The sequence below is a fragment of the Pseudomonas sp. p1(2021b) genome (assembly GCF_020151015.1).
In the GTDB taxonomy this organism is placed as follows: Bacteria; Pseudomonadota; Gammaproteobacteria; order Pseudomonadales; family Pseudomonadaceae; genus Aquipseudomonas; species Aquipseudomonas putida_K.
The window spans coordinates 2,616,875-2,631,637 of the sequence record NZ_CP083746.1 but is presented as its reverse complement, the minus strand read 5'-3'; the positions used below and the strand labels follow the sequence as shown (position 1 = coordinate 2,631,637).

Here is a 14,763-nt window from a genome sequence, read left to right as displayed (position 1 = left end):
GCCAGCAGCATTTCAGCCTTGCGGCATTTTCTTGGCTTCCTCGACGCCTGCGGACGACAGCTTGATCGGGTAGTTCACGCTCAGCCGATGCTCGGCATCGACATCGACGCTGCCATCCTGGATCAACCCCTGCTCCTGCAGAGTCTTGAGCATCCCGGCCACGGCTTTTTCACCGCGGTAGTTGTCCAGCAGCTCCTTGCCCAGGCCTTGCGGGTGGGCATGGAACAGGCGGGTGAGGATTTCGGAACGTAGTGCATCGTTACTCATGGCGTGCCTCACACGTGCTGCAGGTCATTTGCCGTGCTTGGCCTGGAGCTGCTTGGCGTGCTCCAGGTGCTGCTCGAGCTTGGGCAGGGTTTCGCTGGCAAAGGCCTTGAGCTCGGGTTTGTCGGAGGTGTTCGCTTCGTCCTTGAACAGCTTCACGGCCTTTTCATGGGCCTCGACCTGGTTGTTGATATACGACTGGTCGAAGGACTCGTCGCGCCATTCCAGGATCATCTTCTTGACCTTGTCGGTCAGCGCGGCTTCGTCCGGCACGCTGATATCCAGCGAGCGGGCGATATCGCCGAGTTTCTGGTTGGCCTGGGTGTGGTCGGTGACCATCTGTTGGGCGAAGGCCTTGATCTCAGGGTTCTTGCTCTTTTCCTGGGCCAGGTTGCCCGTCACCACTTCGGCGATGCCAGACTCGGTGGCACTGTCGACGAAGTCGTTGGAGCTGGCGGCCAGCACATGCATCGAAGCCATGCCCAGCGCGACGGTCAGGCCGACCCGCTTGAGGAACAGATTGCTCATGTGTCACTCCTTATCCATTGGCGCGACCTCAGTGTCGCTTATGGTTGAGCACGGCCAGTGGGCAAAGGTTTGATTTTTCTGCACGCCATGAGGCGAGTGGTCATCGGGTTGAACGTTGCCGACAACCTGGGCTCAGACATTCAAAGGTTGCACCGAGGAGCCTGCCCATGAGCATCGAACGCAGCATTCCCGAGCTCGAAGCCTGGTACGCCCAGTACGATGACGCGAGCTATCGGCGCGAGTCGCCGGATGCCTACCACCATGAACTGATCCGTACCGCCGAAGCCCTGCGCGACGATGGCGCCATCGACTGGGACGACTGGCTGGCGCTCAAGGCCCTGGCCGACCAGGCCCATGGCCGTGCGCTTGAAGAAGCGGTGCAGGCCCATGTCGATGACCCTGACGCATGAAGACCTTGAAGATCGCCACGTTCAACATCAACGGCATCCGCAGCCGCCTGCCCGGGCTGCTGGCATGGCTGGCGCGCGAACAACCGGACATCGCCTGCCTGCAGGAGCTCAAGGCCGCCGACAAGGATTTCCCGCGCGATGCCCTGGAGGCCGCAGGCTATGGCTGCCTGCACCACGGCCAGCCGTCCTGGAACGGCGTGGCCATCCTGGCCCGGGGTAGCGAGCCGCTGGAGGTGCGACGTGGCTTGCCAGGCATGGAGGCGGACAGCCAGAGCCGGTACCTGGAGGCCGCGGCCCATGGGGTATTGGTGGCATGCTTGTACCTGCCCAACGGCAACCCCCAGCCTGGGCCGAAGTTCGATTACAAGCTGCGCTGGTTCCACTGCCTGAACGCGCACGCCCAAGGGTTGCTTGAGAGCGGCCACCCGACAGTGCTGGCGGGGGACTTCAACGTGGTACCCACCGACCAGGACATCTACAACACGCGCTCCTGGCTCAAGGATGCGCTGCTCCAGCCCGAGAGCCGTGAATGCTACCGCCAGCTGCTGGCCCAGGGCTGGAGCGACGCCATCCGCCAGCTGCATCCGCACGAGCAGGTCTATACGTTCTGGGACTACTTCCGTAACCATTGGCAGCGCAACGCGGGCCTGCGCATCGACCACCTGCTGCTCAGCCCCGAGCTTGTACCACGGCTCGAGGCCGCCGGGGTGGATGCCTGGGTGCGCAACGAGCCGAAGGCGAGCGACCATGCGCCGGTCTGGATCTCGCTGCAAACCGCGTCGTAGGCCAGCGCAAAGGTGCCAAGCGTTGTCTGCGTGCCTGCACGCTGTTCTATAGTCATAGGCGGCGAGGGCGGGACAACAAGGGACTGTAATGGCTGCAAGCAGGAAATCGCACGAGGAGGGGCTTTTGGCGATCACCGGCGAAGGCCGGGCTGTCGCGTTGTTCCGCCTGGTGTTGAGCTTCATGGCCGTGGTGATGCTGGCTTTCGTCTCGGTCGAAGGCTGGCGGATTGCCCGTGACTACCGCCATGCGTCGCTGAGCGCGGAGGACGCGGTGATCAACCTGGCCAGGGCGACCGCCCAGCACGCCGAGGATGCGATTCGCCAGGTCGACGCCATTACCGCAGCGTTGGCCGAACGGCTCGAAGGCGATGGCTTCGCCAACCTGGACCGGCCGCGCTTGCATGCCTTGCTCAAGCAGCAGAAGGCCATCATGCCGCAGCTGCACGGCCTGTTCGTCTACGACGCCGAGGGCCGCTGGGTGGTAACCGACCAGGCCTCGACGCCCAAGCAGGCCAACAATGCCGACCGCGACTACTTCATTTATCACCGCACCCATACCGACCGAGGCGTGCGTATCGGTTCGGTGGTGCGCAGCCGTTCCACGGGTGACCTGGTGATCCCGATCTCTCGGCGCCTGGACCACCCGGACGGCCGTTTCGCCGGGGTGCTGCTGGGCACCATCAAAGTGGACTGGTTCGTACGTTACTACGGCGACTTCAAGATCGACGAACGCGGCGCGCTGGTATTGGCCAAGCGTGATGGCACCATCCTGGTCCGGCGGCCGTTCGTCGAGCAGGTAGTGGGGCGCAGCCTGGCGGACAGCGAGATCTTCCGCAACCACCTGCCTTACGCCGACCAGGGCGTGGCCGAGGCGGTGGCGGTGGTCGACGGAACGCCGCGGTTGTACGCGTACCGGGCGCTGTCCACTTACCCACTGGTGGTTGAAGCGGGTTTGTCGCGCGAGTCGATCCTCGCTCCGTGGCGCCACGACATGTTCAAGTCGGTCGCCGTGCTGCTGCTGTTGCTGGTGGGGCTGGCGACCTTCGGTTGGGTGGTGCTGCGCCAGCTACGCGAGCGCATCGTCATCGAGCGCGCCTTGCACCAGGCGCACCAGACCCTCAAATCCCTGGCGCTGACCGACAGCCTGACAGGCCTGGGTAACCGGCGCCGGCTCGACGGTGTGCTCGACGCGGAGATCCGCCGGGCACGCCGCCAAGGCTACCCGTTGGCGCTGGTGATGATGGACCTGGACTACTTCAAGGCCTACAACGACCGCTACGGCCACCCCGGCGGCGACCAGTGCCTGCGACGCGTGGGCGAAGTGCTGCGCCATGCGCTGAAGCGCCCAGGCGATCTGGCGGTGCGCTATGGCGGCGAGGAGTTCACCTTGCTGCTACCGAACACCGATGCCCAGGGTGCGGTGGCGATCGTGCAGGAGATCCTGGCCTTGCTGCGCCGGCAGATGATCGAGCATGCCGACAGCCCGCTCGGGCATGTCACCGCCAGTGCGGGCATCGCAGTGGGGTACCCAGGGCCTGAAACGATCACGCCGGAAAACCTGATGGCGACGGCGGACGGGGCCCTGTACGAGGCCAAACGCCAAGGGCGGGACCGCTATCAGCTGGCCACTGGTGCACTGACCGGTACCCATTCGTGAGCGATCAAGCCGCCGGCACGATCGTCAATGCCATCGCGCAGCGCCCGATCAGGCCGTGGGCGCGTTCGGCCCGCAGGATGCCGCCCAGGCGGGTGTCCAGTTGTGCGGGCTCGATGATCTTGAACCCGTGCCGGGCGTAGAATGGCGCGTTCCAGGGGACCTCGACGAACGTCGTCAGGGTGACGACCCGCTTGCCGTGGCTCCGCGCGATGCTGATTGCTTGCTGGAGCAGGGCGCGCCCCATCCCTAGGCCCTGGGCCTGCGCGCGCACCGACACTTCGTGGATATGCAACCAGTCGTGCGCCTGCTCGGTGCAGATGAAACCTTGCGGGCAGTCGTTGCCGTCCACCGCCACCCAGCTGCCATGCCCGGCAATGAAGGCCCGGTGGGCGTTTTCGTCCAGCACATCGCCGGTGGCCAGCCAAGCCAGGTCGGGCAAACGCAAGAAGGCTTGGGCCGCCGAGCGCTCGATGGTGGCAAGCAAGGGGACATCATCAAGACGGGTAGGGCGAATGTGCATGGGCGGTCCCTGGCAAAACGCCCAGTCTGCGAGCCCTGCCGCGCCAAGGCAAGGCTCGTCAGCGGCTCATTCGCCGACCAGCTCGCGCAGTTGCCAACGCACCGAGCTGACGCCTTTCTCGAGGCTTACCCGGCTGACCAGGCGTTCCAGCTGGGTAGGGGCCTGCGGTGTACCGAGCAGCTCGGCGCGCACCTCCAGGCGTGCCGGGTTGGCCAGGTCCTCACTGTGCAGCGACTGCAGGCGCAGGCCGGGGTCGCTGAGGCTGTGCAACATCAGGCTGCGTACCTGGATCTCGTCTTCGGCGCGGCAGACGATGCGGACCTCGAAACGCTGCTCCACCTCGCTGGCCGGCAGTACCTCCTGGCGGTCCAAGCGCTGGGCGATGTCACGCAGCAGGATATTGGCGCACAGCACCACCAGGCTGCCCAATGCTGCCTCGAGCAGCAGGCCCAGGCTGCACAGCACACCAATGGCGGCCGTGCACCAGAGCGTGGCGGCGGTGTTCAGGCCACGGACGTTGAAGCCGTCGCGCATGATCACGCCACCACCGAGAAAGCCGATACCGGACACCACGTAGGCGGCGATACGCGAGGCATCGGTGGGCGCCATGCCAGGCACCGCCTGGGTCATGAGCACGAACAGGCACGCGCCGGTGCTGACCAGCGCATTGGTGCGCAGGCCGGTCAGGCGCTGGCGCAGTTGACGTTCGGCACCGATCAGGGCGCCGAGTACCAGGGCTACGCTGACGCGCAGCAGAAAGACTTTCCAATCCATAGCAAACCTCATTTCCCGGGCACATGCCCGTGGGGCGCCGCCATCTGCGGCGCAACTGAAAACAACGAGTGCGAGGACCACATGCCCGCGTGCCGAGCACGGGAGCAGGAAGGAAAGAAGGGGAGACATCGGCCCGCCTGGGCCGTGATGAACCACCGTCTACCGTGTGCGGCAAAACAGTGGCAGGAGGGCTGCCGGACTAGCTTGCCGTGTGGGCCTGTCGCAATCGACTGGGGCTACTGTCCAATGCAGGACTCCTGTTGTGGGATGCAAAACTGCGCCGCGGACCTTACGCCTGGCGCCAGGTAGGGTCAAGGGCAGTTGCGTGACAATTGCGCGATCTGGGAAATTTCCTTCATGAAACCGGATGTTCGGCGACCGGACTTTCATGAAAAAGGCCTCTGAAGCGCGCCCAGGCGGTGTTAACCTTGCGCCCTTCGTTACAACCTCGGAACGTTACATGCTGTTCAATCTCGCCATCCTGTTCGGCACGCTGGTGGCCATGGAAGGCGTCGGCACGCTGGCCCACAAGTACGTCATGCATGGCTGGGGCTGGTGGCTGCATCGCTCGCACCATGAGCCCCACCTGGGCATGCTGGAGACCAACGACCTGTACCTGGTGGCACTCGCCCTGATCGCCTCGGGTCTGGTCGCCTTGGGCAAGGCCGGGTACGCACCGCTGCAATGGGTCGGCGCTGGCGTGGCGGGCTACGGCGTGTTGTATGTACTGGCCCACGATGGCTTCTTCCATCGCCACTGGCCCCGGGCGCCGAAGCCGGTGAACCGCTACCTGCGACGCCTGTATCGGGCCCATCGGCTGCACCACGCGCTGCCTGGGCGCAAGGGCAGCGTGTCGTTCGGGTTCTTCTATGCACCGCCTGTGCGGGTGCTCAAGCGCCAGGTACGCGAGCGTCGGGCACAAGGCCTGTAGAGACGTCAGGGCTTGCGGCGCAGCATCAGGATGAAGAACATGCCGCCGATGGCGGCGGTGGCGATGCCGATGGGCAGGTCCTGGGGCGCGATCAGCGTACGTGCGCCGATGTCCACCCAGACCATGAACAGCGCTCCGAGCAGGGCGCAGGCCGGCAGCAGCCGTCGATGTTCAGCGCCTACCAGGCGGCGGGCGACATGGGGCAGCATCAGGCCAACGAAGCCGATGGCCCCGGACAACGACACCAGCACGCCTGTGAGCAGCGCACACCCCACGAACACCTGGGCTCGTACCCGGCGGGGCTCGAAGCCCAGGCTGACGGCCGTCTGTTCGCCGCTCATCAAACCATTGAGGGCCCGCGCCAGGCTCATCAGCAAGGCAAAGCCCGCCAGCACGCACAGCGCCGGCAGCCACAGCAGCGACCACTGCGCCAGGCCCAGGCCGCCCAGCATCCAGAACATCACCGAGCTGGCCGCATGAGGGTCGCCGGTGTAGAGCAGCAGGTTGGCCAGGGCCATGATCACGAAGGATACAGCCACCCCCGCGAGCAGCAGCCGGTCGCTGTCCAGGCGCCCGCGTCGGCTGGCCACCGCCAATACCAGCAGCATGCTGGCGAGCGCGCCGATGAACGCCGCCAGCGGCAGGCTGAACGGGCCGGCGAAGGCGCCCAGGAACAACACCACCAAGACTGCGCCCAGCACTGCACCGGAACTGACCCCGAGCAGATGCGGGTCGGCCAGCGGGTTGCGGGTCACGGCCTGCAATGCACCACCGACCAAGGCCAGGCCTGCACCCACCAGCGCACCGAGCAGCACCCGCGGCGCGCGGATCTGCCAGACGATCTGTGCCTGGCCCCGGCTCCATCCCCCGGGGTCGACCAGGCCTGCCTGTTGCAGCACGATGCCCAGCACATCGGCCAGGGGTACCTGGGCAGCACCGAACCCCAGGGACACCAGACACGAGCACAGCACGGCCATCACCAGTGCGACGAGCAACAACCGGAAGGCGCGACGATCACGTACCGGCATCACTGCAGCGTGCCTGCGAACAGGCGGGGATGCAGCGCCGCTGCCAGCTGCTCGATGGCGCTGGCGTTGTCCACCGATGGGGTGACCTGAATATAGGAGAGCACCACGAAACGTCGTTCGCGGATGGCCGTCACCTCGCCCAGGGCCGGGTGCGCGAGCAGGAAGTCGCGCTTCTGTTGCCAGGAAGTCGGGCCGTAATCGACGATCACGATCACCTGCGGGTCGCGCTCCACCACGCTTTCCCAGTTCACTTCGGTCCAGCTGGCGTTGACATCGGCCATTACATTGTCACCGCCGGCCGCCTCGATCAGCGCTTGGGGCATGCCGAGGCGGCCGGAGGTGGTGGGGCGGTCTTCGCCGCTGTCATAGAGGAAGACACGGGGAGCCTGGGGCTCAGCGGCGACCTGCGCCTGCACACGCGCCACGCGTTGGCGCAGGGTGGCGATCAGGGCCTGGGCCTGCTGGCGAACGTCGAAGATGCGCCCCAGGTTGTCCAGGTCCCGGTACAGGTCATCGAGACTGGCGCGGTGCTGGGGCATGACCCGCGAGCAGGACTCGCTGAGCTCGTACACCGGGATGCCGAACGGCGCCAGGGCCTGTGGCGTGACCGGGCCGCCCACGTACATGCCGTAGCCCCAGCCGGCAAAGAGGAAGTCGACATTTGCATCGAGCAGGGTTTCCACCGATGGGTAGCGCGGCGCGAGTTCCGGCAGGCCGTCCAGGGCACCCGTCATGGTTGGGTCAAGGGTTTTCCAGCCACTGATGCCGGTGAAGCCAACCATACGCTCGCGCAACCCCAGGGCCAGCAGCATGCCGGTCAGGTTGCTGTCGTGGCTCACCGCCCGCTGGGGCGGCTGGCTGAAGGTGACATCGCGCTCACAGCTGCGCACGGTCACGGGGTAGTCGCCCGCCCAGGCGACGAAGGGCAGGGCGGCCAGCAGGGCCAGGCAGGTGAGGCTTCGCTTCATGCGGGGCTGATCCAGGTGATGCGTGGATGAAAGGCTACGGGGTGACGGTCGACCAGCGCCCGTACGCCGAAGACTTCGGCCAGGCACTGTTCGGTCAGTACCTCGGCCGGGGTGCCGTGGGCAACGATGCGACCGGCCTCGATGACATACAGCCGGTCACAGAAGGCCGCGGCCAGGTTCAGGTCGTGGAAGCTGGCGAGCAGGCTCAGGCCGGTGCCGCGCAAGTGCTCCAGCAAGGCCAGCTGGTAGCGGGGGTCCAGGTGGTTGGTGGGTTCGTCGAGGATCAACAGGCGCGGTTGCTGGACCAGCGCGCGAGCCAACAGCACGCGCTGCTTCTCGCCGCCGGACAACGGGGTAAAACCATGATCGCCGCGCGCTTGCAGGCCCAGGCGATGCAGGCTGGCGTCCACCAGCGCATCGTCATCGTCGCCGTCGAACCAACCCTGGTGCGGCGTGCGGCCCATGGCGACCACATCGCGTACGCTCAGGCCGAAATCCTCGGGAAACTCCTGGAGCATCACCGCGACGCGTTGTGCCACCCAGCGCGCCGGGCGCTGCCAGATGTCCTCGTTTTCGAGCAGCACGCGCCCGCCATCAGGCCGTGTGAAGCGATAGGCGCAGCGCAGCAGGCTGGTCTTGCCGCTGCCGTTGGGGCCGATCAGGCCGACGCATTCACCGGGGCGTACCTCCAAGTCAATGCCGTCGAGCAGCCGCCGGCCACCAGGCGATGGCGCCCAGTGCAAACCTTCGAGACGCAGGGTAGGGGCAGACATGACGAGCAACCGTACCGGGAATGAATGTAACCCGACGATGACGGCGCGCAAGGGAATCGCGGGCAGGCTGCTGCCCAAGACCGGCCCGCGCCCGCCCACCGCGGGAGTTGCCAAACGAGGTGACAGGCCGGTCTCCGGGCTTGCGAGAGGCGTGAGGCATTCACCTTCCCATGCCGGTGGCACAGTGGCGTATCGAATGCATCGCTCGCTTACCGTTGCGGGGGCAGCGCCGGACTGATCGCACAAGGCGAGGCACCGGCTTCCCGTTTAATCCCCGGCACGGCGGCAGGGGACACCTGAAACTGGGGCGCATCTGAGCATTTATGGGGTGGGGAGTCAACCTGCAGGGCGGTCGTTCTAGCGTCGCAACGAGACGAAGTCGGTGGAAAGAGACAACACGTCGAACATCAAGGCCTCGAAGATCACCAGCAGGTTCAGGTCGTTGCGGTTCATCCCGGCTCCTTTTGTTGGGTCGCGTCGGTGGGGCAACGATCGATCGGGTCTTCGATTTTATTCTTTATTGCTGCCCCCTGATCGAAATCTCGACCTAAGCTCTTCTATTGTTTTGCGCGCCTGCGTCGAAGCCATCCAGGCGCAACTACCCGTGGTGCAGACGAGGGCGATCCGATGACCCAAACGCTAAAGATCAACGGGACCGAACATCAGGTGGACGTGGATGACGACACGCCGCTGCTATGGGTACTCAGAGATGTGCTGGGGATGACGGGGACCAAGTTCGGTTGCGCAATGGCCCTGTGCGGTGCGTGTACCGTGCATATGAACGGTGTCGCCATCCGTTCGTGCGTTACACCTGTCGGCAGCCTGGCGGGGGCCAGCATCACGACGATAGAAGCGGTGGGTGACACCGATGTGGGGCGTCGTGTGCAGCAGGCGTGGCTCGAACACGAGGTCGTTCAATGCGGCTACTGCCAATCAGGGCAGATCATGGCCGCAACGTCATTGCTCGCCAGCAATGCGAACCCCAGCGATGCCGATATCGATGCCACGATGGCAGGCAACATCTGCCGTTGCGGCACTTATGTGCGCATTCGAGAGGCCATAAAGACAGCTGCAAGCAAGTCTCAGCCTACGAGCGGGGAGGCCAAATCATGAGCATCCAGAACCTGATGGCCTCATCTTCTACCGAAGGGGTCAGCCGTCGTGGTTTCCTTCGAGCCAGTGCTGCACTCGGTGGCGGGTTGTTGATCGGTATCTCGCTACCTGGATTTGCGGGTTCGTCGCAAGGCCAGGATTCGAATTTCACTCCCAATGCCTATATTCGGATCGAGCCCAGCGGCAAGGTTGTATTTGTCATCCAGCCGGTAGAAATGGGGCAGGCCACCTATACGTCAATGCCCGCGCTCATAGCGGAGGAGCTGGAAGTAGGGCTCGACCAGATCGTTGTCGAACATGCCCCGGCGGACGACACGCGCTATGCCAACCCGGCACTGGGCTTCCAGGTGACGGGAGGATCGACATCGGTGCCTGCGAACTGGAAGCCGCTACGTGAAGCGGGCGCGGCAGCACGTATGTTATTGATCAGCGCAGCGGCCAATCAGTGGGGTGTGGCTGCGGACAGCTGCAAAGCAGAAAACGGATCGGTGCTTCATCCGGCCAGTGGCCGGAAGCTTGGCTATGGAGAGCTCGCCAGTGCCGCTGCGAACCTGCCTGTTCCAGATATTTTGCCGCTGAAACCGTCCAGTGAGTTCAAGCTCATTGGTACTCCCGCCAAACGGACCGACGGGCAGGACAAGGTCACGGGGAAGGCGGTGTTCGGCATCGACGTTCGGCCAGAAGGCATGAAAGTCGCTGCAATCACGATTTGCCCCATTGTCGGGGGCACGCTGGAGGCGGTCGAACCTGGTCCAGCGATGGCAATCAAAGGCGTCCGGCAAGTTATCAAAACCGATAATTCGGTAGCTGTTGTCGCGGACCATATGGGCGCTGCGCGCAAAGGGCTGGCTGCGTTGCAGATCCAATGGGACGGTGGCCAGAATGCATCGGTCTCGAGCGAGCAGATGCTTGAGGCGATAAAGAAAGCGTCAATGCAACCCGGCCGGCAATCCAGCAAGGAAGGTGACGCAGAGGGTGTATTCAAGACGGCTGCCAGAAAGGTCGAAGCGGTCTATCAGGTTCCATTCCTGGCTCATGCATGGAGCCGGTCAATTGCACAGTACATGTACGAAAGGATGGCTGTGAACTCTGGGTTGGCAGCCAGGTACCGGCGCGTGCAAAGGCGATTGCGGCAGAGCTCACAGGGTTGCCTGAGGACAAGGTCGAGGTACATAACCAATTGCTGGGCGGTGGCTTCGGCCGGCGCCTTGAAGTCGATTTTGTTGCCCATGCCGTGAAGATCGCCAAGCAAGTGGACTATCCCGTCAAGGTCATCTACTCACGGGAGGAAGATACGCGACACAGCTCGCTGCGACCGTACCATTACAACCATCTGAGCGCCGCGCTCGATGAAAAGGGGAGTCCCATCGCGTGGATCCATAAAGTCACTGGCGGCTCCATCTTGGCGCGCTGGTTGCCTGCCGCCTTCAAGGATGGCATCGATCGTGATGCGGTACGCGACCCGTCCGGTCCGTACGCATTTCCCAATATCAGTGCCTATTACGTACGCCACGAACCTCCTGAAGGGATCTACCCCGCATTTTGGCGTGGTGTGGGCCACACCCAGAACGGTTTCATGGTGGAAAGTTTCCTGGACGAGCTGGCGCATATCGCCAAGATTGATCCGTTTGAGTATCGCTATCCATTGCTTCAAAAGCATCCTCGGTTACTCAAGGTGCTTGAGACGCTTCGCGAAAAATCGGGCTGGGGCACACCAATGGGCGATAGGGAAGGGCGAGGGTTGGCCCTTACTTATTGTTTTGGTACTTATGCCGCCCAAGTGGCTGAAGTCAGTGTCCAGCCCTCGGGGGAGGTCAAGGTAAAACGCATCACCAGCGTGGTGGACTGCGGCATTGCGATAAATCCGGACAGCGTTGTGGCACAAGTCCAAGGAGGTACTATTTTCGGGCTGACGGCGGCGTTGTTCGGAGACATTACCTTCAAGGACGGGCGAGTCGAACAAGGTAACTTCGATACGTATCGGATCTTGCGCATCAACGAGACACCGCAATTCGATGTACACGTCATCAAGAGTGATGAGGCGCCCGGTGGCCTGGGTGAAGTCTCCACCGTCCTGATTGCACCTGCGGTCACCAATGCAATATTCGCCGCTACAGGCAAGCGACTTCGCTGGTTGCCAATTGACCCGAGTGAGTTGCGCCAGGCTTGACGGATAAGGCTTACCTGCCACAGCGTTCGTGGCGGGTGAGCAGCTCGAAGAAAATACAGGGCATTCGAGGTTCCAAAGACGGCCAAACTTATAACTCGACTAAATGAATATTTAGTTTAGTTATAATTAAGGGCAATTAAAAAGAAAGGGAAGACAAGGCTATCGACTGCTTCGCCCAACTGCAAGAAGCGCCTGAAATGCAGCTTTAGCAGCTTCCTCAGCCTCTTTGATCTGGTTGAGAACCGTCATTAAATGTAGATCAATCACTTCCTGCGTTTCTTTATCCGCTAGATCTCCAAGCAAACCGACGAATTGCTTTAAACGATTTACTTGGGAAAAGGCGTTTGCAAGGCTGCTGCTCGTGGCTTCGCTGAAGAAGTCAGCTTTGTCCAAGAACTGTGAAGAAAGGTCGATCGTAATCGCCGATGCCTTTTCGGCCAGTCGGCGGCGAGCTTCTTTATCCTCACGCAAAGTACCAATCAGCGGATCGCTGCCGGTTGGGAAAAGATCGCTCCTGAATTTGGAAATTTGGACGTGTGCAGCTCCGACTGGTGTCGTCATAATCTGAGCAAGAAGCCTAGTACGTTCAAGACCCCGTTGATGCTTGTCGAAGAGCCAAACGCACAGAGCAATGACTGCGGCAGCGGCAGTCGACACAGCGCTGATTGCATCCCAGTCAATTTCCCAGTCTGTACAAAGCCACATTCCATTTCTCCGGCGTAGAGTGAAAGCAACAGCGTTGCTGAAGGCCGGCATTCAAGCATGCGCAGAAAGCATCGCCAAGCGATGCCTGTGCGAGCTGCAGCAAGGTGATCAAGGCCAGAGCCTGGCTTCAAATCTGTCCACCCACGGCCCCGGTAGCTCCATACAAATCTGCGCATAATGTATATTATGTTAAATTGTGCTGAGGAGAGGCATTAAGCGGGCCTCACAGTCTTTTATCGACGCTGTGCGAGCTCGATCGACCGACTGGTTTTCGCGCCGGGCCGGCGCATAGCACCAGGACTACCCCGGAAAGGATCAGCGCCCTACCCTCATCAACGTTTACCTTTGCTGCTGCAGCTCATCAGCAGACCTGGAGCCAGTTAGGCCACGAAGCAATCCCGCTAGACCATCCCAAAGACGTTGCCGCAGGCTTTGCTTTGCTACTCTGCCCAACCTTTCCAGCCGTTCAATCCGGGCAATCATCCGTGTGATGCCACGTCGTGCACGTTGGCGGCGTCCATTCCTTCTCATAAGCCGGTCTCCAAATGTCCCAAGCTGGTCACTCGAATCACTACTGGTAGATCGGTCACCGTAGCACTGGCCGAGGCCGCATTGCCAGCCGCTATGCTGAACCGGTAAGGCCCAGTAAGTGAAAACACACCAAAAATGTATGCATATACAGTGTCGTTCCAGACCTCGCGAGAGCCGAAACCCGGCATGCTTAAATCCCGCCATTCTGAACTCGGAGCCATCCCAAAATGGCTCAAAGCAAAGCACCATAAGGCCTGTAGCCGTTTTTCAACGATTGGTATTAAGACTGGAGATCTTCAGCCAAAAGGTCACCGAGGTGGCAATTTCGCGGGATGAAATAAATAACTGTATATGTGCACAGTATTTAGGCGGCGCTCGCCTCGGGCGAAACACGTTGCTCTGCATCTGGGAATTCTAAGGTATCGGATGGGGACATGTAGGTGGGCTGTCGCTCTGACCGCGCTGTCGGGGTCTTGGCCCTCCGGGCTTCCATCCTCGTGCTTGCGCGCTCCGCTTGCCTTTGTGCTCTGCCCGACCGAGAACAGCGCATCAAGGTCTTGGGTTAGACGGTCATGCCACTCGTTGAAGCTCTTGTTCCGAGCCCCGCCGTCAATGTTCCAGCGATCCGCGAAGTTCTCTTTTACCTGGCCAGGCATGGCCGGGTTGTTAACCCGAATGCCCTGGCGGCGATCAATGAAGTCGGGCATCCGGGCAATGATTTCCATCACTACCTCAATGGAGGAACGCAGGCCATACGGGTGGCTCTGCAGGAGATCGTCGTAAGCCTGACCCGCCAGTGTCACCAGGATAATCGAGATCGGGCTGGTTTCGCGGATGTGAGCCGGCTGACGTTTGAAATGGTATTTGCGAAGTCTTCTGGGTTGGACGGACTCCATACCGTGTTCTTGTCGCGTACACGAAGGTCGGTACCGGTGATGTGCGCGGACAATGGGATCGCCGCGTCACGTCAAAGTAGAACGGCTCCCCCGGATACGGCAAGCGCCAGCAGCGGTTTTTAGGCTCGGGTACCCCTGCCCCATCGATGCCATGCAGCGCTGCACCGAACAATTGAAAGAAGTCCTCGGACTCGGTCAGGTTGGTGAACCGGGAGCCACTGAGCTTCACAACCACATCCAAGTCGAAGTTTTCACGCCCATCGCCAGCGATGGTGGTCTGCGTGCGCATCGAACCTTGCACCACTACACGGACGTCATCAGTGGACATGCCGAGCTTGTGGGCAATGTGCAGACCAAACCGCTTGTAGCTGCGCTCTGCCGCCTGCCGCTTGGCTTCACTTCTTCAGCATCGATACGATGAAGCTTTCCCACTGTGTGGCATTTAATTCGGGAAGGGAGTGTTGTACGTACTTGCCAGGCTGCTCAGGTGCGGTAGGCATTTCTACGGCCCAGGGGTATGGGTTCTGTTCGGTGCGCTGCCACTGGTAGCAGCGAAGCGGTGGCATGTTGTGCGGATCGTACCGTCGGCCAAAAACACTGGCGGGAGCCGCGAGGATCAGGTGCACCATGGAAACCTTCTGTCCTTCCAGCTACTCGTGCGCGTGGCTACCAAGGATATCTCTCGAGACTACCCACATTCACTGTGGTGT

At 62.0% G+C, this 14,763-nt stretch carries 17 protein-coding genes, 1 pseudogene and 1 riboswitch; of the genes and pseudogenes, 8 read left to right on the top strand and 10 right to left on the bottom strand.

The annotated features are described in order from the left end of the window. Positions 1–12: 12 nt before the first annotated feature. Positions 13–267 carry a hypothetical protein gene (locus tag K8374_RS12115; RefSeq protein ID WP_084857850.1) on the bottom strand — a complete coding sequence of 85 codons (255 nt, stop codon included), beginning with the start codon at positions 265–267 and terminating at the stop codon, positions 13–15. A 24-nt stretch (positions 268–291) separates the two neighbouring features. Continuing rightward, positions 292–792: a DUF4142 domain-containing protein gene (locus tag K8374_RS12110; protein ID WP_084857851.1), complete on the bottom strand. Its 501-nt coding sequence runs from the start codon at positions 790–792 to the stop codon at positions 292–294. A gap of 167 nt (positions 793–959) precedes the next feature. Between K8374_RS12110 and K8374_RS12105 the strand changes: the two genes are divergently transcribed. The 3 genes from K8374_RS12105 (at position 960) to K8374_RS12095 (ending at position 3,644) form a co-directional block, all read left to right on the top strand. Further along, positions 960–1,202, top strand: a complete 243-nt coding sequence (locus K8374_RS12105) for a hypothetical protein (RefSeq protein WP_084857852.1) — start codon at positions 960–962, stop codon at positions 1,200–1,202. Further along, a complete protein-coding gene (gene xth, locus K8374_RS12100; protein WP_224455740.1) occupies positions 1,199–1,987 on the top strand; it encodes an exodeoxyribonuclease III in 789 nt (262 codons plus the stop codon). Before K8374_RS12105 ends, xth begins: the two co-directional genes overlap by 4 nt. An 88-nt stretch (positions 1,988–2,075) precedes the next feature. Continuing rightward, complete coding sequence (locus K8374_RS12095; RefSeq protein WP_224455738.1) at positions 2,076–3,644, top strand: sensor domain-containing diguanylate cyclase; 1,569 nt, start codon at positions 2,076–2,078, stop codon at positions 3,642–3,644. 4 nt (positions 3,645–3,648) lie between these two features. Here K8374_RS12095 and K8374_RS12090 read toward each other — a convergent pair whose 3' ends face one another. Next, positions 3,649–4,164, bottom strand: a complete 516-nt coding sequence (locus K8374_RS12090; RefSeq protein ID WP_224455736.1) for a GNAT family N-acetyltransferase — start codon at positions 4,162–4,164, stop codon at positions 3,649–3,651. 66 nt (positions 4,165–4,230) lie between these two features. Next, on the bottom strand, positions 4,231–4,938 hold the full coding sequence (locus tag K8374_RS12085) for an MgtC/SapB family protein (protein ID WP_084857856.1): 708 nt from the start codon (positions 4,936–4,938) through the stop codon (positions 4,231–4,233). A gap of 460 nt (positions 4,939–5,398) precedes the next feature. On the opposite strand from K8374_RS12085, the gene K8374_RS12080 reads away from it, so the two are divergent. Continuing rightward, positions 5,399–5,869 (top strand): sterol desaturase family protein, encoded by a 471-nt coding sequence (locus tag K8374_RS12080; protein ID WP_224455734.1) that lies wholly within the window; start codon positions 5,399–5,401, stop codon positions 5,867–5,869. Positions 5,870–5,874: 5 nt separating this feature from the next. On the opposite strand, the gene K8374_RS12075 is transcribed toward K8374_RS12080, so the two are convergent. From K8374_RS12075 to K8374_RS12065, 3 genes are read right to left on the bottom strand one after another with little or no spacing between them, the layout of a single operon-like run. Next, a complete protein-coding gene (locus K8374_RS12075) occupies positions 5,875–6,897 on the bottom strand; it encodes a FecCD family ABC transporter permease (RefSeq protein ID WP_224455732.1) in 1,023 nt (340 codons plus the stop codon). Beyond that, entirely contained in the window at positions 6,897–7,865 is a 969-nt protein-coding gene (locus K8374_RS12070; protein WP_084857859.1) for an ABC transporter substrate-binding protein, read from the bottom strand. Before K8374_RS12070 ends, K8374_RS12075 begins: the two co-directional genes overlap by 1 nt. Further along, positions 7,862–8,638 carry an ABC transporter ATP-binding protein gene (locus tag K8374_RS12065; protein WP_224455730.1) on the bottom strand — a complete coding sequence of 259 codons (777 nt, stop codon included), beginning with the start codon at positions 8,636–8,638 and terminating at the stop codon, positions 7,862–7,864. The genes K8374_RS12070 and K8374_RS12065 overlap by 4 nt, the downstream gene beginning before the upstream one ends. A gap of 107 nt (positions 8,639–8,745) precedes the next feature. Next, positions 8,746–8,953: riboswitch (cobalamin riboswitch) on the bottom strand. Between the two features lie 312 nt (positions 8,954–9,265). On the opposite strand from K8374_RS12065, the gene K8374_RS12060 reads away from it, so the two are divergent. The 3 genes and pseudogenes from K8374_RS12060 (at position 9,266) to K8374_RS12050 (ending at position 11,921) form a co-directional block, all read left to right on the top strand. Continuing rightward, positions 9,266–9,751 (top strand): (2Fe-2S)-binding protein, encoded by a 486-nt coding sequence (locus K8374_RS12060; RefSeq protein ID WP_224455728.1) that lies wholly within the window; start codon positions 9,266–9,268, stop codon positions 9,749–9,751. Beyond that, a pseudogene (locus K8374_RS12055) lies at positions 9,748–10,332 on the top strand (molybdopterin cofactor-binding domain-containing protein); the annotation flags it as partial. The gene K8374_RS12060 and the pseudogene K8374_RS12055, both read left to right, overlap by 4 nt. Positions 10,333–10,790: 458 nt before the next feature. Then, positions 10,791–11,921 (top strand): xanthine dehydrogenase family protein molybdopterin-binding subunit, encoded by a 1,131-nt coding sequence (locus tag K8374_RS12050; protein WP_224455727.1) that lies wholly within the window; start codon positions 10,791–10,793, stop codon positions 11,919–11,921. A 159-nt stretch (positions 11,922–12,080) separates the two neighbouring features. Here K8374_RS12050 and K8374_RS12045 read toward each other — a convergent pair whose 3' ends face one another. Together K8374_RS12045 and K8374_RS26435 are read right to left on the bottom strand one after the other, a co-directional pair. Further along, complete coding sequence (locus tag K8374_RS12045; protein WP_224455725.1) at positions 12,081–12,626, bottom strand: hypothetical protein; 546 nt, start codon at positions 12,624–12,626, stop codon at positions 12,081–12,083. A gap of 1,263 nt (positions 12,627–13,889) precedes the next feature. After that, complete coding sequence (locus tag K8374_RS26435; protein ID WP_411969638.1) at positions 13,890–14,324, bottom strand: hypothetical protein; 435 nt, start codon at positions 14,322–14,324, stop codon at positions 13,890–13,892. Here K8374_RS26435 and K8374_RS12035 point away from each other — a divergent pair. Beyond that, positions 14,205–14,474, top strand: coding sequence for a hypothetical protein (locus K8374_RS12035; protein ID WP_224455722.1), 270 nt, complete (start codon positions 14,205–14,207; stop codon positions 14,472–14,474). The two genes, K8374_RS26435 and K8374_RS12035, sit on opposite strands and share 120 nt — an antisense overlap. On the opposite strand, the gene K8374_RS12030 is transcribed toward K8374_RS12035, so the two are convergent. Beyond that, positions 14,449–14,682 carry an SAVED domain-containing protein gene (locus K8374_RS12030; RefSeq protein ID WP_224455720.1) on the bottom strand — a complete coding sequence of 78 codons (234 nt, stop codon included), beginning with the start codon at positions 14,680–14,682 and terminating at the stop codon, positions 14,449–14,451. The genes K8374_RS12035 and K8374_RS12030 overlap by 26 nt on opposite strands. Between the last annotated feature and the right edge of the window lie 81 nt (positions 14,683–14,763).